Origin of the sequence: Erwinia billingiae Eb661 (assembly GCF_000196615.1) — a bacterium.
Lineage (GTDB): Bacteria > Pseudomonadota > Gammaproteobacteria > Enterobacterales > Enterobacteriaceae > Erwinia > Erwinia billingiae.
Genome location: NC_014306.1, coordinates 2,587,426 through 2,605,833, shown reverse-complemented (window position 1 = coordinate 2,605,833; position 18,408 = coordinate 2,587,426). Strand labels below are relative to the sequence as shown.

22 protein-coding genes are annotated in these 18,408 nt (G+C 54.0%); 12 read left to right on the top strand and 10 right to left on the bottom strand.

The window, feature by feature from the left end; translation table 11 throughout:
- Window positions 1–21: 21 nt before the first annotated feature.
- Entirely contained in the window at window positions 22–1,239 is a 1,218-nt protein-coding gene (locus tag EBC_RS13285) for a diguanylate phosphodiesterase (protein WP_013202317.1), read from the bottom strand.
- 350 nt (window positions 1,240–1,589) lie between these two features.
- Between EBC_RS13285 and EBC_RS13280 the strand changes: the two genes are divergently transcribed.
- Window positions 1,590–1,793: a hypothetical protein gene (locus tag EBC_RS13280; protein ID WP_013202316.1), complete on the top strand. Its 204-nt coding sequence runs from the start codon at window positions 1,590–1,592 to the stop codon at window positions 1,791–1,793.
- Between the two features lie 63 nt (window positions 1,794–1,856).
- Here EBC_RS13280 and EBC_RS13275 read toward each other — a convergent pair whose 3' ends face one another.
- The 4 genes from EBC_RS13275 to EBC_RS13260 all read right to left on the bottom strand — a co-directional run bounded on the left by EBC_RS13275 (window position 1,857) and on the right by EBC_RS13260 (window position 3,332).
- Window positions 1,857–2,105: a biofilm/acid-resistance regulator YmgB/AriR gene (locus tag EBC_RS13275; protein ID WP_013202315.1), complete on the bottom strand. Its 249-nt coding sequence runs from the start codon at window positions 2,103–2,105 to the stop codon at window positions 1,857–1,859.
- Window positions 2,106–2,159: 54 nt separating this feature from the next.
- Window positions 2,160–2,450, bottom strand: a complete 291-nt coding sequence (locus EBC_RS13270) for a hypothetical protein (RefSeq protein WP_013202314.1) — start codon at window positions 2,448–2,450, stop codon at window positions 2,160–2,162.
- Window positions 2,451–2,480: 30 nt separating this feature from the next.
- The gene (gene ycgZ, locus EBC_RS13265) at window positions 2,481–2,726 is read right to left on the bottom strand and encodes a regulatory protein YcgZ (protein WP_013202313.1); all 246 of its coding nucleotides are present in this window, start codon (window positions 2,724–2,726) and stop codon (window positions 2,481–2,483) included.
- 291 nt (window positions 2,727–3,017) lie between these two features.
- On the bottom strand, window positions 3,018–3,332 hold the full coding sequence (locus EBC_RS13260; protein WP_157868020.1) for a hypothetical protein: 315 nt from the start codon (window positions 3,330–3,332) through the stop codon (window positions 3,018–3,020).
- Window positions 3,333–3,491: 159 nt separating this feature from the next.
- Between EBC_RS13260 and ycjG the strand changes: the two genes are divergently transcribed.
- Window positions 3,492–4,457 carry an L-Ala-D/L-Glu epimerase gene (gene ycjG / locus EBC_RS13255; protein ID WP_013202311.1) on the top strand — a complete coding sequence of 322 codons (966 nt, stop codon included), beginning with the start codon at window positions 3,492–3,494 and terminating at the stop codon, window positions 4,455–4,457.
- Here ycjG and mpaA read toward each other — a convergent pair.
- Complete coding sequence (gene mpaA / locus EBC_RS13250) at window positions 4,454–5,161, bottom strand: murein tripeptide amidase MpaA (protein ID WP_013202310.1); 708 nt, start codon at window positions 5,159–5,161, stop codon at window positions 4,454–4,456. The genes ycjG and mpaA overlap by 4 nt on opposite strands.
- Window positions 5,162–5,362: 201 nt before the next feature.
- Here mpaA and EBC_RS13245 point away from each other — a divergent pair, with 201 nt between their 5' ends.
- The 6 genes from EBC_RS13245 (at window position 5,363) to dbpA (ending at window position 11,639) form a co-directional block, all read left to right on the top strand.
- Window positions 5,363–6,979: a peptide ABC transporter substrate-binding protein gene (locus tag EBC_RS13245; RefSeq protein WP_013202309.1), complete on the top strand. Its 1,617-nt coding sequence runs from the start codon at window positions 5,363–5,365 to the stop codon at window positions 6,977–6,979.
- Between the two features lie 152 nt (window positions 6,980–7,131).
- Complete coding sequence (locus EBC_RS13240; RefSeq protein WP_013202308.1) at window positions 7,132–7,461, top strand: hypothetical protein; 330 nt, start codon at window positions 7,132–7,134, stop codon at window positions 7,459–7,461.
- A 176-nt stretch (window positions 7,462–7,637) separates the two neighbouring features.
- Complete coding sequence (gene zntB / locus EBC_RS13235; RefSeq protein WP_013202307.1) at window positions 7,638–8,621, top strand: zinc transporter ZntB; 984 nt, start codon at window positions 7,638–7,640, stop codon at window positions 8,619–8,621.
- A 280-nt stretch (window positions 8,622–8,901) separates the two neighbouring features.
- Window positions 8,902–9,051, top strand: coding sequence for a hypothetical protein (locus EBC_RS25785; protein WP_013202306.1), 150 nt, complete (start codon window positions 8,902–8,904; stop codon window positions 9,049–9,051).
- 178 nt (window positions 9,052–9,229) lie between these two features.
- A complete protein-coding gene (ttcA, locus tag EBC_RS13230; protein WP_013202305.1) occupies window positions 9,230–10,123 on the top strand; it encodes a tRNA 2-thiocytidine(32) synthetase TtcA in 894 nt (297 codons plus the stop codon).
- Window positions 10,124–10,259: 136 nt separating this feature from the next.
- The gene (gene dbpA, locus EBC_RS13225) at window positions 10,260–11,639 is read left to right on the top strand and encodes an ATP-dependent RNA helicase DbpA (protein WP_013202304.1); all 1,380 of its coding nucleotides are present in this window, start codon (window positions 10,260–10,262) and stop codon (window positions 11,637–11,639) included.
- Between the two features lie 66 nt (window positions 11,640–11,705).
- On the opposite strand, the gene EBC_RS13220 is transcribed toward dbpA, so the two are convergent.
- Complete coding sequence (locus EBC_RS13220; protein ID WP_013202303.1) at window positions 11,706–11,993, bottom strand: putative quinol monooxygenase; 288 nt, start codon at window positions 11,991–11,993, stop codon at window positions 11,706–11,708.
- Window positions 11,994–12,177: 184 nt separating this feature from the next.
- On the bottom strand, window positions 12,178–12,834 hold the full coding sequence (locus tag EBC_RS13215; protein WP_013202301.1) for an MgtC/SapB family protein: 657 nt from the start codon (window positions 12,832–12,834) through the stop codon (window positions 12,178–12,180).
- Between the two features lie 181 nt (window positions 12,835–13,015).
- Here EBC_RS13215 and EBC_RS13210 point away from each other — a divergent pair, with 181 nt between their 5' ends.
- On the top strand, window positions 13,016–13,291 hold the full coding sequence (locus EBC_RS13210; RefSeq protein ID WP_013202300.1) for a putative hemolysin: 276 nt from the start codon (window positions 13,016–13,018) through the stop codon (window positions 13,289–13,291).
- A 33-nt stretch (window positions 13,292–13,324) separates the two neighbouring features.
- Here EBC_RS13210 and EBC_RS13205 read toward each other — a convergent pair whose 3' ends face one another.
- Window positions 13,325–14,320 carry a 2-hydroxyacid dehydrogenase gene (locus EBC_RS13205; RefSeq protein ID WP_013202299.1) on the bottom strand — a complete coding sequence of 332 codons (996 nt, stop codon included), beginning with the start codon at window positions 14,318–14,320 and terminating at the stop codon, window positions 13,325–13,327.
- A 189-nt stretch (window positions 14,321–14,509) separates the two neighbouring features.
- Here EBC_RS13205 and EBC_RS13200 point away from each other — a divergent pair, with 189 nt between their 5' ends.
- Genes EBC_RS13200 through EBC_RS13190 form a run of 3 tightly spaced genes read left to right on the top strand, consistent with a single transcriptional unit; the run spans window position 14,510 to window position 17,661 of the window.
- Entirely contained in the window at window positions 14,510–17,149 is a 2,640-nt protein-coding gene (locus EBC_RS13200) for a YdbH family protein (RefSeq protein ID WP_013202298.1), read from the top strand.
- A complete protein-coding gene (locus EBC_RS13195; RefSeq protein WP_041692015.1) occupies window positions 17,136–17,324 on the top strand; it encodes a YnbE family lipoprotein in 189 nt (62 codons plus the stop codon). The genes EBC_RS13200 and EBC_RS13195 overlap by 14 nt, the downstream gene beginning before the upstream one ends.
- Before the next feature lie 10 nt (window positions 17,325–17,334).
- Complete coding sequence (locus tag EBC_RS13190) at window positions 17,335–17,661, top strand: YdbL family protein (protein ID WP_041692014.1); 327 nt, start codon at window positions 17,335–17,337, stop codon at window positions 17,659–17,661.
- Window positions 17,662–17,724: 63 nt separating this feature from the next.
- On the opposite strand, the gene EBC_RS13185 is transcribed toward EBC_RS13190, so the two are convergent.
- Entirely contained in the window at window positions 17,725–18,330 is a 606-nt protein-coding gene (locus EBC_RS13185) for an FMN-dependent NADH-azoreductase (protein WP_013202295.1), read from the bottom strand.
- Window positions 18,331–18,408 lie beyond the last annotated feature (78 nt).

Below are 18,408 nucleotides of genomic sequence, written 5' to 3'. Positions count from 1 at the left end.
AAATCCGTAACAAACAGCGTATCAGAGCACGTCTTCGTTCAGTTCAGGCCAGGCCACCGCAGGGACTGCCTCAAGTTTTGGGGTCGCAAACAGGAAGCCCTGGAACTGACTGATCCCGGCGGACTCCAGCCACATCCACTCTTCCGGCTGCTCGACACCTTCCGCAATCACCCCGATGTTCAGCGACTGACAACACTTAATGATGGCGTGCACAATCGCCTGTTTTGGGCCGCTTTTATGCACGTCATTAATAATGTAGCGATCGATTTTGACGCGGTCCGGCTGGAACCGGGCCAGCAGTAACAAGCCGGCGGATCCGGCACCAAAATCATCAATGGCCAGATTGAAGCCTGCCGCTCTTAACTGTTTTATGGCCAGCGAAAACTCGTCCGGGCGCGAGATAACTTCGTTTTCGGTTACCTCAATCACGATTTGCTCGGGCACTAAGCCGTTGGCATCGATCTGCTGGATCAGGAAATCTACCGCATCAGGCACCATCACCAGTGACATCGGCAGTAAATTAATGGAAAGCGTCAGTCCCTCGATGCCCATTTTTTTAGCCATTTCAAACACCACTTTCTTAGACTTGATATCCAGTTCGTAAAGTTCATTACGAGGCAGGGTGTCGAAATAGTCCAGCGGGTTCAGCCCGGAAGCATTACGCATCAGCGCTTCAAGTGAAACGATCTTTTGGGACAACGGGTCGACGATCGGCTGGAAAGCAAAACTGTATCCCTGCTCAGGGAACTGACGATCATTTTCGTCAGGCTCAGCATCGCTGACAAAGTTCCAGTTAACGGCAGGCGGAATTTCAAAATACTCTTCACTTTCACGCGCCTCGACAAAAGAGCGCAGAAACTGTAACGCGCGGTCGTCGTAAGTCAGTTGATACTTAGAGGTCCCTTTATCCAACACCGCCTGCAGCACCGTATCGCGATCGTGAAGGCGCAAATCGAACAGTTCCATTCCGGCATTGCCAAAGCGGCGGGAAGGGGCATAGTCGCGCATCAACTCGACCAGATTATGGTGACGTTTATCGAGGCAAATATGTTCGTAAATGGTTTTTACAGCCTGTTCAGGGCCTTCCAGCAGCTGGAAGAAATGGGTGCCGTTAAACAGCAGGATCCCGGTAACCTCGTTTAATTCATTATTTTTATTGGCTTTTAATAAGAGGTTCTTCAGTGCTTTGACCGGAACATCATCACAAATATGGCTGCGGTAGAGGAGAGTAGACAGCATTGAGGATTCCATAAAATTGTTTTTATATAGTCAGGATGTTGAGTGCCATGGTCTGACAGCGGTTCCAGTATAGAGGTTTTTTATTCGGATGCGAATGTTGTTCAAATTTTGACTGGCAGGAAACAGGTCAGAGAAATATTGACATGAAACGCTGGAATACTTTCCAGGCAATTAATTAAATATAATTAATACTTTCAAGAAGGTGCCGTAAATAATATTCCCGATTTGTGCAGAATGTCTATAATGATAAAGGCACGTATAGGAAGTATCTGTATCTGCTTATTCCGGGTTTTTGGAACCCTTATCTGATGATAAAATGTTGAGTCTGGCCAGTCTGATACGGAGGAGATGTGCAGGGCAAAGATAAAGATTATCCTTCAGAAATCTATGCGGTGATTGGCAGAGCGGTATCTGCATTGTTGGAAGCTGGCGAGCCTTTGGAAAAGAAGAATGTGTTAATTATGCTGCAAGCCCACAGCACGGCAACCCGCGATAAGCATCTTCAATCTATCTATCAGCAGGCCTTCCGATATCTGCTGGAAAGTTTTCATTAAACCTGACCGGTAAAACCGCAATTGCTAGCAATTATCATTCACTGCTAGCAATTGACGAGTCTCTTATGCGTCGTCTGGCGTTCGGCCTACGACCACTTCCAGCGCCTGGCGGTAGATATCCAACTGAACCACATCGGACGTCGTTTCCAGTTTCTCAATAAGCTTAAGGATGATGGCCTTGTTATTAACATGCTGTCCTTTGGTGGCAATCTCGCGGATTACCATGCCGATGACAGCCGTTTCCTGCGCGAGGACGTCACCTTCTGCTTTAAAAAACGAGAGGATTTCGGATTCTGTGCTTTGCTGTTGCATGTGTAAGACCTTATAAAGTTACAAAAACTGGCGTAATGCCAGCGTAAAATTAAATCAATGTTTTTTGCTGCCGTCTGGTGGCCCTTGATTTACAAGGGGCCGTTTCTTGTCACGATTGTGAACTTGATGACGGGGTAGTGGCGTGCCGGCAGAAGCATAGTTTCTCACTTCACTTACCGCCAGTCGGTAAGCACGCTTTTGTCGCGGGTCCGTTTCCATTTCGGACTGGAGCCTCATCTGCTTGATCAACGCAGCATTACTGATTGCCGCATCTTCCTTAAGCAAGACCATCACTGCTTCGCCCAGTAGAATATCAACCCGTTTTTCTTCGTCGTTTTTATCCATACCAACATCTCTGAATCATTAAGACTGCGTTCAGCCCCGGCGGCCGAATAGCAGACCAATCAGTTCGTGGTAGTGTTGCTCCTGCTCCGGACCTGACGCCAGTTCCAGCCGGGTGAGCAGTTTAGAACAAAGTGATTTACGGTTAAGATTTTTGCCTGAACGCAAAATCTCCACCACTATCTGGCCCAATGTTTCCTGCTGAGAAGGCAACACGGCCTCATTAAAATAACGACTGATGTCATTTTCAGTCTTTGGGTGCGATCCGCCCTGATGCATGAAGCTGCCCTCTGAGTCATAAAGTTCAAATTTTATCCATGTTTTCGGCGTTAAAGTTATACATGTAAAGCAAGCTTGTACAGAATTTCCGGGTTATCCAGGGATGCTATTTTAGGCATAAAGTGCTAGCTATTTGTTATCAGGGAGTTACAAAGAGAATTTTTAGTGTTGCTGCGGCGACGACAGCCTGTTTTGCAGAAAAACTGGATGCATTTCAAGCGGTGAGGGGATTTGGGAGGGATGGGAAATACAGGGGGAAGGAGCAGAGCCGCCTCCCCGGATACAGGCTGTTTACTTTTCCGCTTCGTCAGACTGTGATGAGCGTGGTCGGTTATCAGCGCCACGGGATTCTGGATCGTTCTGGCTATCCGAAGCCGTAACCGCATTTTTTGAAGGAGTGCCGGCATGGTGGTTCTTTTGCGTAACCAGCCATTTTCTCGTCTGCGCGATCTGCAACAGCCTGTCATCGTCGTCTTCATCAACGGCCATTACCTGCAGTTGGTGCAGTAATGCTGCCGGACTTATTTCTTGCCTGCTGAAGATAAGACTCATCGCTGCTTCGCCAAGCATAACGTGGTGCTCCTGATCTTCGTCAGTAATAGTCAAAACGAACCTCCCTCACTGATGCTGAATAATGATTAACCCCTGTTATTTTAAAACAGGATCGGCAATTTGTGAAATTGGCTCACACATTGCCAAACCCTTCCAGTCAGGACTATGTTGATGGTGTATTTTCACTTTCTTCCCCGCAATAAGGATTTGTTGATGAGAGCAGTAAAGGTGTACCCGGAAGCCTGGCCATTGCATACGCCTTTTGTGATTGCCCGTGGCTCACGCAACGAGGCCGGTGTGGTGGTGGTGGAACTGGAGGAAGGGGGAATTAAAGGGGTCGGTGAATGCACGCCGTATCCCCGTTACGGAGAAACTGAAGCGTCGGTGCTGGCGCAAATTGCGGCGTTATACACCCAGCTTGAACAGGGAATGACCCGCGAACAGCTTCAGCAGGCGCTTCCTGCTGGCGCGGCGCGTAATGCGATTGACTCCGCGCTGTGGGATTTGCAGGCCAGAAAGCTGTCCACCAACCTCTGGCATCTGACCGGGACCACGCAACCCTTCATTATCGATATGGCGCAAACCGTCAGTATTGATGCGCCAGAAATGATGGCCAGCTCGGCGCTGGCGCTGTGGGAAAATGGCGCAAGGCTGCTGAAAATCAAAATGGATAATGCGTTGATCACCGAAAGGCTGGTGGCGATCAGAACCGCCGTGCCGCAGGCAACGCTGATTGTTGATGCTAACGAATCCTGGCACAGTGAAGGACTGGCTGCGCGCTGTCAGCTGCTGGCTGACCTTGGCGTGGCGATGCTGGAGCAGCCGCTGCCGGCGGGCGATGACGCCTCGCTGGCAAACTTCATCCATCCGTTGCCGGTTTGTGCCGATGAGAGTTGCCACACCCGTGAAAGCCTGGCGGGGTTGAAAGGTCGCTATGAGATGGTCAACATCAAACTGGATAAAACCGGCGGTCTGACCGAAGCGCTGGCCCTGGCGCAGGAAGCCAGAGCGGCCGGTTTTGAGATCATGCTGGGATGTATGCTTTGTACTTCACGTGCCATCGCCGCCGCGCTGCCGCTGGTTAATTCGGCCCGTTTTATCGATCTGGACGGGCCAACCTGGCTGGCTGTGGATGTGGACCCGGCGCTGCCGTTCAGCTGTGGCCGGATCGCTTTTTAAGGCTGCCAGCTGAGGAGATCGACCATGGCGCCGAGATATTTCTCCGTCGATTCATCGGCGGAGATCGGCGGCAATTCAGCGGTGATCACCGGCAGGCTCAGGTCGGCACACCAGCTGCCAAAAGAACCCGGGGTGGCATAACCGACGCTGGTCACCAGCGGCAGTTCCATCTTCTTCGCCAGCCAGTGACCTAACGGGCTGGTATCCGGATCTTCAATGCAGGCCAGCGGCTCGTGGAAGGTGACGATCCAACTCGGCTTCAGCGCATGAATCAAATCACATAAGGCCTGCGTTTCGGGTTCTGACGCCGGTTTTTCGCCGGTAGACAGCACAACATCCCGCTCATCGGCCTCGCTGTTCCAGCGATAGACCGTGTCGCCCGGCTGCCAGTTAGCCGCGGGGAAGTTGCGGTTCAAATCCACGCCGCGTGAATTGGCCCGCAGCCCCAGCTGGCAACCGTCGGGATTCACCGCCAGCACCACATGATGTCGGCGATGCGGTTCCAGCAAGGTGCGCATCGCACAGGAGAGCGTCACCACCGCAGCCGTCTCATCACCGTGCGTTCCCGCCAGGATCAATCCGCTGTCTTCGTCAGCCGCCGGAGCAGGAAACCATAACAGCGGCGCACCGAGTACCGAGGCACCATAAACCTTACTGACTGCATCAAGCTTGCCGCGTAACGGGCGCGGATGGATCGGGGACATGATTTTACACTCCTGAACGGTTTGTCTAACCTGGACGGTCTACTTAAAACTAGCGTAAACGCGCCGGGAACAAAAGGGCTGTCAGGTCACGGTTTTCCGAACCCATGACCAATGTAGCGAAAAATGCTATTTATCTATCAACGATTTGCGCTAAAGTCGGAATATCTGCCCGTTTAATTGCCCCTACGTTGAGGTGTCCTGATGAACAATTCCTCCCGTTTCACGCTGGCTATGCTGGCGCTGGCTGTCACTGCTTCTGTCTCTGCTGCTGAGGTTCCGCCCGGAACGGCACTGGCCTCACGTCAGGAAATTGTCCGTCATATAAAAGACGAGCCTGCCTCGCTCGATCCGGCAAAAGCGGTCGGCCTGCCCGAAATTCAGGTGATCCGCGATCTGTTCGAGGGTCTGACCAATCAGGATGCAAAAGGCAACATTATTCCCGGCGTGGCAACGCAGTGGCAGACCACCGATAACAAAACCTGGATTTTCACCCTGCGTAAGGACGCCAAATGGTCGAATGGCGATCCGGTGACCGCCAATGATTTTGTGTATAGCTGGCGCAGGTTAGTCGACCCGAAAATCGGCTCTACGTTTGCCTGGTTTGCGGAGCTGGCCGGCATCCAGAACGCCGGGGCGATCACCAAAGGGCAGATGACGCCGGATAAGCTTGGCGTCACCGCACTGGACGATCACCGTCTTAAGGTCACGCTGGATAAACCGGTGCCGTATTTCGTCAGCCTGACCGCCAACTTCAGCCTTTATCCGGTACCGGAAAAGGTGATTGAAAAAGCAGGGAAAGACTGGGTGCAGCCGGGCACGCTGGTCGGCAACGGCGCGTATAAGCTGCAGGAGCGCGTGGTCAATGAAAAGCTGGTGCTGGTGCGCAATGACCACTATTGGGATAACGCCCACAGCGTGCTGACCAAAGTGACCTTTGTGCCGATCAACGAAGAATCCAGCGCCACCAAACGCTACCGCGCTGACGATATTGATATCACCGAGTCCTTCCCGAAAAATATGTACAGCATGTTGAAGAAAGATCTGCCGGGCCAGGTCTACACGCCGGATCAGCTGGGCACCTATTACTACGCGTTTAATACCACCAAAGGACCGACGGCCGATGTGCGCGTGCGTAAGGCGCTTTCGTGGAGCATCGACCGTAAAATCATCGCCGAAAAAGTATTGGGAACCGGTGAGAAACCGGCCTGGCACTTCACCGCAGATGTGACCGCGGGCTTCAAACCGAAACCCGGTTTCCTGCAGCAGCATTCTCAGGAAGAGCTGAACCAGCAGGCAAAAGCGTTGCTGGCGGCGGCGGGCTATGGCCCAACCCATCCGCTGGATCTGACCTTGCTGTACAACAGCTCGGAAAACAACCAGAAGGTGGCCATCGCGGTCGCCTCCATGTGGAAGAAGAATCTTGGGGTGTCGGTTAAGCTGCAAAATCAGGAATGGAAAACCTATATTGACAGCCGTAACACCGGCAACTTTGATGTGATCCGCGCGTCCTGGGTGGGGGATTACAACGAGCCGTCGACCTTCCTCAGCCTGCTGACCTCGACTCACAGCGGCAACATCGCGAAGTTCAAAAGCCCGGAATACGATGCGCTGATTGATAAAGCCAGTCGGGAAACCAACAGCGAAGCGCGTAACGGCGATTACAACCGTGCCGAGCAGATCATTGCCGACCAGTCGCCTATTGCGCCAATTTATCAGTACACCAATGGACGTCTGATTAAGCCGTGGGTGAAAGGCTATCCGATCACCAACCCGGAAGATGTGGCCTACAGCCGCACGTTGTACATCCTTAAGCACTGATGACCGGCTGGCGCGGGGCTTTCGCTGCCGCGCCATCAAGATGATTGTGTAATAAGCCAGCAAATTAGCCAATTGTTCATGGCATCGGATGAGATGTTGATAACGGATACTGTTCCGGTCAACGTTGTTCTTCAACCCGGATCAGGTACTTTATGCTGAAGTCAGTTTGCTTACTTACTGCGTCTCTGTTGCTGTCAGGCTGTGCCCTGAAGCAATATCCTTCATCACCTCCTGTCAGTAACGTTCAGGCGACCACGCTGGACTGCACCGGCATCGAGTCACAAATCGCCTCGCAGCAACAAACCCAGGCAAAAATCAATAAAACCGGCGAGTTCGACGGCCTTACGGTGCTCGGATTTATCGGTGATTTTGGCATCGGCAATGGCGTGGCAAAAAGCCTGGCACAAAAGCATGCTGACCAGCGCATGACCCAGCTGAAAGCGCTGGAGCAAACCAAGTGTCAGGGTGGCGCGCAGAGCTGATCGTTTCCTGCCGGGTGTAATGAATATCTGCCTTTCTCCGCTCGGGTTGCCGGGCGGGCGCGTATCTGTTCGCATATTGACATGCTTTTTAACGCTCCCAGGAATATGGCCATTTTGCAACGACGAGCGGGCAGGCTAGACTGTATCGTATTGATTATGCTTAATGCGGAGCAGTTGTGGACGTTATTGAAGGCAAGGCGTTACAGATATCGGATGCCATAATTTCCTGTCAGCTGGATGGCAAGGGCGGGTTAATCCCCATCGACGATAAAGATGTGATTCATTGCGACAGGCCTTGCTGGTTGCATTTGAATTACACCCATCGCGAGAGTGCCGACTGGCTGGTTTCAACGCCGCTGTTACCTGATTCGGTGCGCGATGCGCTCGGCGGCGACAGTATGCGGCCACGGGTCAACCGCCTGGGCGATGGCACGATGATTACGCTGCGCAGCGTGAATCTGAACAGCGAATCCCGCCCCGATCAGCTGGTGGTTATTCGGGTGTTTATTAATGACAAGCTGATTGTTTCTACCCGCCAGCGCAAGGTATTCGCCATCGATGAAGTGCTGACCGATCTGCAAAACGGCAACGGTCCGTTAAACGGCGGCGGCTGGCTGGTGGACGTGTGTGATGCGTTAACCGATCACACCAGTGAATTTATTGAAGAACTGCACGATAAAATTATCGACCTGGAAGACGCGGTGGTCGATCAGCAGATCCCACCCCGTGGTGAACTGGCGTTAATTCGTAAACAGCTGATTATCATGCGGCGCTACATGTCGCCGCAACGTGATGTGTTTTCCCGCATCGCCAGCGAGCGTCTGCCGTGGATGAGCGACGACGACCGCCGCAGAATGCAGGATATCGCTGACAGGTTAGGGCGCGGGCTGGACGATCTGGATGCCAGCGTGTCGAGAACTGCGGTGTTATCGGATGAAATCAGCACGGTGATGGCGGAGTCGATGAACCGCAGAACCTACACCATGTCGCTAATGGCGATGGTGTTCCTGCCAACCACCTTCCTGACCGGCTTGTTTGGGGTGAACCTCGGCGGCATTCCCGGCGGAAGTTGGGGATACGGATTTGGCACCTTCTGCTTCCTGTTGGTGGTGCTGGTGCTTGGCGTTGCGTGGTGGTTAAAAAGACGTAAATGGTTGTGAGATGATAGAAAAATCCGCCTGAAAAAGATGAAAAAGGGCGTTCAAAACTGACCCAAATCAATATTCATCGGGCAACGTTGGGGCAAACTCTTTCCCGCAGGTGAATGCAACGTCAAGCGATGGGCGTTGCGCTCCATATTGTCTTACTTCCTTTTATTTGAATTACTGCATAGCACATTGATTCGTACAAGCCGGGGATTCCCGGCTTTTTTTTGTCCATTTGCCAGCTCAGGCTGGGGTGCCTATGCTTTAAGGACATGCCACGTCTGAGGAGGAAGACATGTTACTCAACACAATGGACACTCCACACGCATCCGATCCCATTCCGACCGACCCGGTCCCGATCCCTGAACCGATCCCAACCCCACAACCGATGCCGGATCCGCCGATCGATCCCGATCCGATTTTAGATCCGCCACCCTATGCCTGATGGCGATGCCTGCCCCTCACCGGGCAGGTTGGCTGACAGGGACGTCATCCTTATCTTCTGGCGCTGCCCGCCGCCAGGATTATTTAAACCTGCACTAAAAACCCGTATACTCCCCGCCAGAAAAGTGTCCAACCAGGAAATCGACCGTCGACCCGCTTCGACGTTATGAGAAGTCGCTATGAATCAAACAGATACAAGAAAAGAATCGCTCGAATACAACAAGTTGCAGAAACGTCTGCGCAGAAACGTTGGCAACGCCATCATCGACTACAACATGATTGAAGAAAATGATGTGGTGATGGCCTGTATGAGCGGCGGCAAAGATTCATTCGCCATGTTGGATATCCTGCTGAATTTAAAAAAGGTCGCCCCCATCCATTTCGACGTGGTGGCGGTTAACCTCGACCAAAAACAACCCGGTTTCCCCGAGCATATTTTGCCGGCGTATTTCGAGAAACTGGATATTCCTTATTACATCGTCGATAAAGACACCTATTCCGTCGTCAGAGAGAAGATCCCTGAAGGCAAAACCACCTGCGGTCTGTGTTCCCGCCTGCGTCGCGGCACGCTTTACTCTTTTGCCGAGCGGATTGGTGCCACCAAAATCGCGCTGGGCCACCATATGGATGACATCGTTGAGACGCTGTTCCTCAACATCTTCCACGGCGCGCGCATGAAGGCGATGCCGCCGAAGCTGCGTTCAGACGACGGACGCAACGTGGTTATCCGCCCTCTGGCGTACTGCCGCGAGAAAGACCTGATTGAATACTCGGAACACAAAGCCTTCCCAATCATTCCGTGCAACCTTTGCGGGTCGCAGGAAAATCTGCAGCGTCAGGCGATCAAATCGATGCTGACCGACTGGGATAAGAAAGAACCTGGCCGCGTGGAAAGCGTGTTTAAATCGATTCAGAACGTCAGCCCAAGCCAGCTGGCTGACCGCAATCTGTTCGACTTTGTTAACCTGCCGCTGGATCGTGAAGGCGACAGGGAAGAGTACGCGTTTTCCGAAGCGACGGTTTCTTCGACCAACATCGACAAATCCATGTTTATCGATGTGACTAACCTCTAATCTTTTTATTAAGCGGCGACGGTTGCCGCTTAATCTTCCTTAGCTGGCCGGTTACCCACCCGGCCGCCACCTGCGGGCAGGGTTTTCTGCTACACTCAGCGCCAATCCGCCCGCCGGTTTTATCAGAGAGTAATGTGTGACTTCTTTTGCAACCCTGACAGCCCTGCCAGCCAGCCAGATCGATAATCTGAATGAGCTTGGCTACCATACAATGACCCCAGTCCAGGCGGCCGCTTTGCCGGCGATCCTGGAAGGGAAGGACGTTCGCGCTCAGGCCAAAACCGGCAGCGGAAAAACGGCCGCCTTTGGCCTCGGCGTGCTGCACCGCATTGATGTGACCCAGTTTGTCACGCAATCGCTGGTGTTATGCCCAACGCGTGAACTGGCTGACCAGGTGGCGAAAGAGCTGCGTCGTCTGGCCCGTTTTGCCGCGAATATCAAAATTCTTACCCTGTGCGGCGGCCAGCCAATGGGTGCTCAACGCGATTCGCTGGTGCATGCGCCGCATATCGTGGTCGGTACGCCAGGCCGTATCCTTGATCACCTTAAGCGCGAAACGCTGAAACTGGATCAGATCGGCACCCTGGTGCTGGATGAAGCGGACCGGATGCTGGAAATGGGCTTCCGCGAAGATATTGAAGAAATCATCAAATACTGTCCGGCATCGCGCCAGACGCTGCTGTTCTCGGCAACCTGGCCGCAGGATATCGCGCGTATCAGCCAGAATATTCAGCGTGAGCCGGTGGCGGTTGAAACCGACGTGGTATCTGACTTACCGACTATCGACCAGCGCTTTTATGAAGCCGGCGCGCGTGAAAAGTTAACCGCGCTGATCGGTCTGTTGAGCGATGAGAAACCAAGCTCCTGCGTGGTGTTCTGTAATACCAAACGCGAATGTGACGACGTCGCTTATGCGCTGGACAGCGCCAAAATCAGCGCACTGGCGCTGCACGGCGATTTAGAACAGCGCGATCGTGATCAGGTATTGATTCAGTTCGCTAACGGCAGCTGCCGCGTGCTGGTCGCCACCGATGTTGCCGCGCGTGGGCTGGACATTAAATCCCTGGCGATGGTGGTTAACTATCAACTCTCCTTTGACCCGGAAGTGCATGTCCACCGTATTGGCCGTACCGCGCGTGCCGGCGCAGAAGGGTGCGCAATCAGCTTTGTCGCGCCAGATGAGATGGTGCGAGCCCATGCGCTGGAGGATTTCCTGCAGATGAAGCTGAGCTGGCATAAAGTGTCCGAGCTGAAATCGGTGGCCGCACAGCCGCTGCTGGCCGAAATGGCGACCCTGAGTCTGGATGGTGGCCGTAAGGCGAAAATCCGTCCTGGCGACATTCTCGGGGCACTGACCGGCGATGCCGGTCTGAGCAGCGACGTGATTGGTAAAATCGATATCGCGCCAACCCAGGCGTATGTCGCAATCCGTCAGGACACCGCGCGTCAGGCGATGAAGCAATTACAGCAGGTGAAAATCAAAGGCAAATCTTGCCGGGCGCGCTTGCTGAAATAGCCGCTTTATCACCCGCAATAAAAAAGGCCTGAGCGAATCAGGCCTTTTTTTATTAGTGAGTAAACATCAGATTTTATGCACTTCAGGCGGTTGCGCCAGCAACGGTTCGGCGTCGGCCATCAGCGTTTTGAAGTGCGGCTGTCCGCCATGGATTTCGACCGCTTCGGCATTTTTCCAGGTTTCATGGAACAGGAACACGTTCCCGTCTTCCACACTGCGATACAGATCGTAATGGAGGCAACCCGCTTCAGCACGGGCCGGTTTCACGCCGTTGTTCAGCACTTTTTTTAACTCATCCGCTTTGCCAGGCCGGGCAGTGAACTTTGCCACGATGAGGATATTTTTATCGGTCATCCACTTCTCCTTTTAGTTACCTTGCCAGTCAGGCTGGAAATCCCACCTGACCCTGTAAACTGCTGCTTTCGATACGCATTCTTTGCCATCTTCATTCATTTTCAGGCGATGCATCAACGCATCATGCCACATTTGTCAGGCGACTACAGGCCGCGTGCGCACAGGCTGATAAATTGGCAGGCGTTTATTGCATCTCGACCGACGTCACGCCTTTAATCTCTAACAACGCGTCATAAATCTGATGCGGAGCGATATTGCGTGACAATGTCACGTCAATTGTCATTTCACAGAGCCCGGTTTCAACATCCCGGTTAACCACCGATACCTGGCCGGTGCGAACGCGCTCCTTTTCTAACGCGATTAACACCAGCGGCACGCTTTTGGGCTTAAGGTGGAAGATCAGGGTGTGGTGGCGGCCAATAAGCCAGTGGCTGATGCGGCGAAACGTCTCCAGCACGATCAGCGCCAGCAGGGTGCCATAAATGCCAATTTCATACAGTCCGCTACCAATCACCAGGCCGATGGCGGCGGTGACCCACAGGCCTGCCGCGGTGGTCAGGCCTTTAACCACCTGCTTTTGAATAATGATGGTGCCGGCACCGAGGAAGCCCATGCCGCTGACGACCTGAGCGGCGATACGGCTGGGATCCAGACCAATATGCGTCTGAGCAATAATGTCATCAAATCCGTACTTAGAGACGATCATAAACATCGCGCTGCCAATGCCGACGAGAATATGGGTGCGTAAACCGGCCTCTTTAGCGCGGAGCTGGCGCTCAAGGCCGATTAATCCTCCCAACGCTCCCGCTAAGGCGATACGCAGCAGCAGATCCATTAACATAGATTATCCTTCTGATTTGTAGGCACTTTCAGTTGCTTAATGTTACCCGTTATAAAATGAGACGGCAGGCTATTGCTATTTCAGGCATTTTAATTTGGTAAATATTCGTGACAGCTATCGACCCGCCTGGGATCGTAGCTTATGCTGGCTTTCTGCATAATTACCGTTCCCCGGAGAATAAATGAAAGCAGCGACCTTTCTGCTTGTGGGTTGTGCGCTGTTGCTGTCCGCTTGCAGCAGCAATGAAGCCGACAACGAACCGCCGCAACAGGCTACCAGTGCGCATGTGCCACCTCGCGTGGTGATGTCCGACTTAGCGTCCAGCACCTGTGCAAATGCCGGGGGAACCTTAGCCTTATCACGTCAGTTAGACGGCAGCTCCGTTGGCATGTGCCAGCTGGCAAATGGCCGACGCTGTGGTGAAAATGCGCTGGCAAGCGGCACCTGCGCGCGTTAATACCGGCCAGAGATCCTGACCGGTTCAGCGCATTCAGTCCGCCGTCAGTTCATTCGGGCAGGGTTGATTATTGGTCAGCTGCCTGAGGTTTTCCAGCGTGGTTTCCGCAATGCTGGTCAGCGCTTCAGCGGTCAGGAACGCCTGATGACCAGTAAACAACACGTTATGGCAGGATGATAAACGGCGGAAGATATCATCCTGAATCACGTCATTCGATTTATCTTCAAAGAACAGATCGCGCTCGTTCTCATACACGTCCATTCCCAGCGAACCAATCTTTTGCAGCTTCAGTGCATCAATCGCCGCCTGCGAGTCAATCAGCCCACCGCGGCTGGTGTTGATGATCATCACACCATCTTTCATTTTCTGAAATGCTGACATATCCAGTAAATGATGATTTTCGGGCGTTAACGGGCAGTGCAGGGAGATGACGTCCGATTGCTTAAACAGCGTGTCGATATCGACATATTCGGCACCCAGCTCGATGGCCAGTGGATTAGGATAGGGATCGAACGCCAGCAGCTTCATGCCAAAGCCTTTCAGGATGCGCAGCGTGGCCAGACCGATCTTACCGGTACCCACCACACCGGCCGTGCGGCCGTGCATATTGAAGCCGATCAATCCTTCCAGGGAAAAGTTAGCATCACGGGTGCGCTGATAGGCGCGGTGGATACGGCGGTTAAGCGTCATCATCATGCCGACGGCATGTTCCGCCACCGCTTCCGGGGAATAGGCCGGTACGCGGACGACCTTAATGCCCAGCTCTTTCGCCGCAGCCAGATCGACGTTATTAAAGCCGGCGCAACGCAGTGCGATAAACTTGATGCCCAGTTCAGCAAGCTCTTCCAGCACCACGCGGCTGCCGTCGTCGTTAACGAAGATGCAGATGCCATCGCAGCCCACCGCCGTTTTGGCCGTTTTTTCAGTCAGCAGAAAGTCGAAAAATTCCAGTTCATAGCCGTAGTCTTCATTGACCTGCTCAAGGTATTTCCGGTCGTACTGTTTCGTACTGTACACCGCAAGTTTCATGATCTCTCTCCTGTGACCGTAAAGGGAATAGCGCTGACAGCATAGTAACAATAATTCTCAATACGCGGCGACCCTGAGATGACGGACGGCGGATATTTGCGCTGAATGCGTTGATTATCTGTTAAAAACTTCTCCCTTGTGACATTCCGTGCCATCATTTCACCCTATGATATTCACGGATGGAGCGGAATGTTGACTGGCTTTTCGCGTGGCTGGAAGGTAGCGATAGCGATCGTGCTGGTCGTTGTGCTGCTGATTGCCAGCCTGTTGCTGACTGTAACCCACTGGCTTCCGCGGCTGGCTGGGGTGTGGCTGCCTGCCAACACCGCTCTGGTGCTGGACAGCAATCCCCGCTGGCAGTCCGGTAAGCTCCAGATCCCGGGCGTGCGCTACCGCGTCGGCGACTGTGAACTTGCCGCTGTACAGGATCTGTCACTGGGCCGCGCAAACGGACGTTGGGCGGTCAATGCCGCGACGGTGCAGGTCGACAGCACCTGTGCCAGCCAGCTCCCGGCCAGTGAAACGCCTTCGGCACCGCGTTCCATCGCCGACTGGCAGGCCATGCTGCCGGGTGCGGATATCACCATCAACAGTCTGGCTATTTCGCCGTGGCAAAGCTGGGGTGGAGAGCTGAAGCTCAACCTCGACAGCGCGCGACAGATCGTCCGTTACCGCAGTCCGAATCTCTCGCTGGACGCTGAACTCAGCGGCCAGCAGCTGGCGATCCATTCGCTGACCGTTAAAGCCCCAGGCGTCCCCGAGCCAATTACGGTTGCCGGCACGCTGAACCTGCCAAAAATCCCTGACACCTTGCCTGATGCCGGAAAACTGACTGCCGATATGACGCTGCAGGGCATTCCTGCGCCGCTCAACGTCAATCTGGACTGGCAACAGCAGCAGGGGCAACTGGTGGTGCATCAGCAGGGCGATGATGCGCCGCTGGTGACCTTGCCATGGGCCATCTCAGACCAACAGATCCTGATCCAGCAGGGTCAATGGCGCTGGCCTTATGCGGCACAACCGTTGTCCGGCGGCATTACCCTGGCACTGAAAAACTGGCAGCAGGGGATTCCGGCAACCGAGATCACCGGCCGACTTAACGTGCTGACTCAGGGAAGAGGCGGCAAAGGCAACGTGGTGCTGTCGCTGGGGCCGGGACATCTTGACTGGAGCAACAGCCAGCTGCCATTCCGCCTGACCGGCGAAAGTAAACTGGCGCAGTTGCAATTCTACGCCGGGCTGCCTGGCGAGGTTCAGGGGCCGCTGCTGGACCCAACGTTGCTGTTACAGCCGGGCGCGTTGCTGCGAATGCGCGGGCGATTGCTTTCGACGCTGGAAGTGGATGAGGCGCGTTGGCCGCTGGCCGGGGTGAAAGTCTCATCCGCCGGCATTGACGGACGCCTGCAGGCCATTCTTACCGCACATGACCCGCAGATGGGGCGTTTTAAGCTGCATCTGGATGGGCGGGCCAACGACTTCTGGCCGGATAAAGGTCAGTGGTTCTGGCGCTATTGGGGCGAGGGCTATATGGCCCCGCTGTCGGCGAAATGGGATATGAATGGCAAGGGCCGCTGGCAGGATTCATTGATTGAGCTGACGTCGCTATCAACCGGCTTTGACCAGATCAGTTATGGCAACGTTAACGTTCGTGCGCCGCGTTTAACGCTGGCGGTGCCGGTATCATGGCAGCGCGATGTTGCGCATCCTGCCTTTGCAGGGAAATTCCGCCTGGATGCGCAGCAAACCACCTTCAGCAGCGGCGGTTATCTGCCGCCTTCGACGCTGACCCTGGCGGTGAAAGGTCAGGATCCGGCGGCGTTCCTCTATAACGGCAGCTTGCAGGCAGAGGATATTGGCCCCGTTCGCGTTCAGGGCCGCTGGGACGGCGTTCGTTTGCGCGGTCAGGCCTGGTGGCCGCAACAATCGCTGTCGGTTTTCCAGCCGCTGCTCAGTAATGACCTGAAGATGAAAATCCAGGGTGGAACGCTCAAGGCGCAGGTTGCCTTCTCCGCCGCCGCCGATCAGGGCTTCGAGGCCGGAGGTCACTGGGTGGTGAACAACGGTAGCGTATGGATGCCGGACAACGAAATTAACGGTATCGACTTTTCGCTGCCGTTCAGGCTGAAGGCGCACCAGTGGTATTTCGGGGCCAAAGGGCCGGTGTCGCTGCGGATTAAAGAGGTGAAAAATCAGTTTGCCTTGCAGAATATCACCGCCGATTTGCAGGGCTGGTATCCATGGAGCGATCGCCAGCCGCTGCGCTTAAGCAACGTTGCGGTGGCGGTACTGGGCGGCCAGCTAAGTATGGAAAGTCTGCAGATGCCGCAGACCGAAGCCGCGACGCTGCGCTTACGAAATATCAGCATGAGCGAACTGGTCACGGCGATGAAGCCCAAACAGATTGCCATGTCCGGTCATATTAATGGCGCACTGCCGCTGTGGCTGACCAATTCCCACTGGCTGATCAAAGACGGTTGGATTGCCAATAACGGCCCCCTGACCGTCAGGATGGATAAGGATTTTGCCGATGCCATCGCCAGCAACAATATTGCGGCGGGCGCCGCCATAGACTGGCTGCGCTATATGGAGATCACCCGCAGCTGGGCGACCGTCGACATTGATAATCTGGGGGCGATGACCATGAAGGCGCAGGTCAACGGCACCAGCCGCTTTAGCGACAAAAACCAGCGGGTGACGCTGAACTACACCCAGCGCGAAAACCTGTTCCAGCTGTGGCGCAGCCTGCGCTTTGGCGATAATTTGCAATCGTGGGTAGAGCAAAACGCTGCACTGCCGACTCAAAAGGAAACGACCGATGAAACGCATTAGCCTGCTGATGCCCGCCGGGATTTTGCTGCTTAGCGGCTGCGTCCCGCGTATTGAGGTGGCTGCGCCAAAAGAGCCGATCACCATCAATATGAACGTGAAAATTGAGCATGAGATCCATATCAAGGTCGATAAAGACGTTGAGGCGCTGTTAAAAAATCAGAGCGGACTGTTCTGAGGGGACGATGATGAAAAAGCTAAAAGCGCTGGCGCTGGTGTTCCTGTTGTTGTCACCGGCAGCGATGGCCCTGACGCTGGATGAGGCCCGTCAGCAAGGCCTGGTCGGCGAAACCCTGAGCGGCTACATCGCTGCCGTTACCCAGAACGCTGACGCTCAGGCCCTGGTAGATCGTATCAACCAGGGCCGTCAGCAGCAGTATCAGGCACTGGCGCTGCGCAATAATATGACCGCCGCTGAAGTCGGGCGCATCGCCGGACAAAAGCTGGTTGAGCGCGCTGCCGCCGGGCAATACGTGCGCGGCATCAACGGTCAGTGGCTGAAGAAAGGGCAATAAAAAGCCGGTCCCTTGCGGTGACCGGCTTTTATTCAGGCTTACCCTTTACGGCAAGATCACGACTTAAGCAGCAACGATCTGCTTCAGCACGTCTTTTGCATCGTTAGCGGCTTTGGTCGCCACTTCCGGACCGTAAGCGATGCCTTCAGCGAAGACGAACTCAACGTCTGACATACCCAGGAAACCAAGGAACAGTTTCAGGTAAGGGGTCAGCAGATCGCTTGGGGTATCTTTATGGATGCCACCACGGCTGGAAATCACCACCACTTTCTTACCGGTGATCAGGCCTTCCGGGCCGTTTTCGCTGTAGCGGAACGTCACGCCAGCACGGGCAACCAGGTCAAAGTAGTTTTTCAGCTGCGTTGGGATGTTGAAGTTGTACATGGGTGCAGTGATCACGATGGTGTCGTGAGCCTGAATTTCAGCAATCAGTTCGTTGGACAGATCCAGTGCTTCCTGCTGACGTGGGGTCAGAGTGGCATCAGAAGGACGCAGCGCGCCAACCAGTTCGCCATCCAGTACCGGGATTGGGTTCATTGCCAGGTCACGTACGGTGATTTCGTCGCTACCGTGAGCGGCTTTCCACTCTGCAATAAAGTGATCGGCCAGCTGATTTGACTGAGAATAACCGGCAAGAATACTGGATTTCAGAACTAAAACTTTGCTCATGATAATTTCCTGTGTGATACGTGAAAGGGATTTCACTCAATGATTTACACTCTAGGGGTAAACATCCCTCAGTGATAG

Bases quoted from the DNA above. Each gene is read 5' to 3' on its own strand.
- EBC_RS13285 (WP_013202317.1), bottom strand. From the start codon at position 1,239: ATGCTGTCTACTCTCCTCTACCGCAGCCATATTTGTGATGATGTTCCG.
- EBC_RS13275 (WP_013202315.1), bottom strand. From the start codon at position 2,105: ATGCAACAGCAAAGCACAGAATCCGAAATCCTCTCGTTTTTTAAAGCA.
- EBC_RS13270 (WP_013202314.1), bottom strand. From the start codon at position 2,450: ATGGATAAAAACGACGAAGAAAAACGGGTTGATATTCTACTGGGCGAA.
- ycgZ (WP_013202313.1), bottom strand. From the start codon at position 2,726: ATGCATCAGGGCGGATCGCACCCAAAGACTGAAAATGACATCAGTCGT.
- ycjG (WP_013202311.1), top strand. From the start codon at position 3,492: ATGAGAGCAGTAAAGGTGTACCCGGAAGCCTGGCCATTGCATACGCCT.
- mpaA (WP_013202310.1), bottom strand. From the start codon at position 5,161: ATGTCCCCGATCCATCCGCGCCCGTTACGCGGCAAGCTTGATGCAGTC.
- EBC_RS13245 (WP_013202309.1), top strand. From the start codon at position 5,363: ATGAACAATTCCTCCCGTTTCACGCTGGCTATGCTGGCGCTGGCTGTC.
- EBC_RS13240 (WP_013202308.1), top strand. From the start codon at position 7,132: ATGCTGAAGTCAGTTTGCTTACTTACTGCGTCTCTGTTGCTGTCAGGC.
- EBC_RS25785 (WP_013202306.1), top strand. From the start codon at position 8,902: ATGTTACTCAACACAATGGACACTCCACACGCATCCGATCCCATTCCG.
- ttcA (WP_013202305.1), top strand. From the start codon at position 9,230: ATGAATCAAACAGATACAAGAAAAGAATCGCTCGAATACAACAAGTTG.
- EBC_RS13220 (WP_013202303.1), bottom strand. From the start codon at position 11,993: ATGACCGATAAAAATATCCTCATCGTGGCAAAGTTCACTGCCCGGCCT.
- EBC_RS13215 (WP_013202301.1), bottom strand. From the start codon at position 12,834: ATGTTAATGGATCTGCTGCTGCGTATCGCCTTAGCGGGAGCGTTGGGA.
- EBC_RS13210 (WP_013202300.1), top strand. From the start codon at position 13,016: ATGAAAGCAGCGACCTTTCTGCTTGTGGGTTGTGCGCTGTTGCTGTCC.
- EBC_RS13205 (WP_013202299.1), bottom strand. From the start codon at position 14,320: ATGAAACTTGCGGTGTACAGTACGAAACAGTACGACCGGAAATACCTT.
- EBC_RS13200 (WP_013202298.1), top strand. From the start codon at position 14,510: ATGTTGACTGGCTTTTCGCGTGGCTGGAAGGTAGCGATAGCGATCGTG.
- EBC_RS13195 (WP_041692015.1), top strand. From the start codon at position 17,136: ATGAAACGCATTAGCCTGCTGATGCCCGCCGGGATTTTGCTGCTTAGC.
- EBC_RS13190 (WP_041692014.1), top strand. From the start codon at position 17,335: ATGAAAAAGCTAAAAGCGCTGGCGCTGGTGTTCCTGTTGTTGTCACCG.
- EBC_RS13185 (WP_013202295.1), bottom strand. From the start codon at position 18,330: ATGAGCAAAGTTTTAGTTCTGAAATCCAGTATTCTTGCCGGTTATTCT.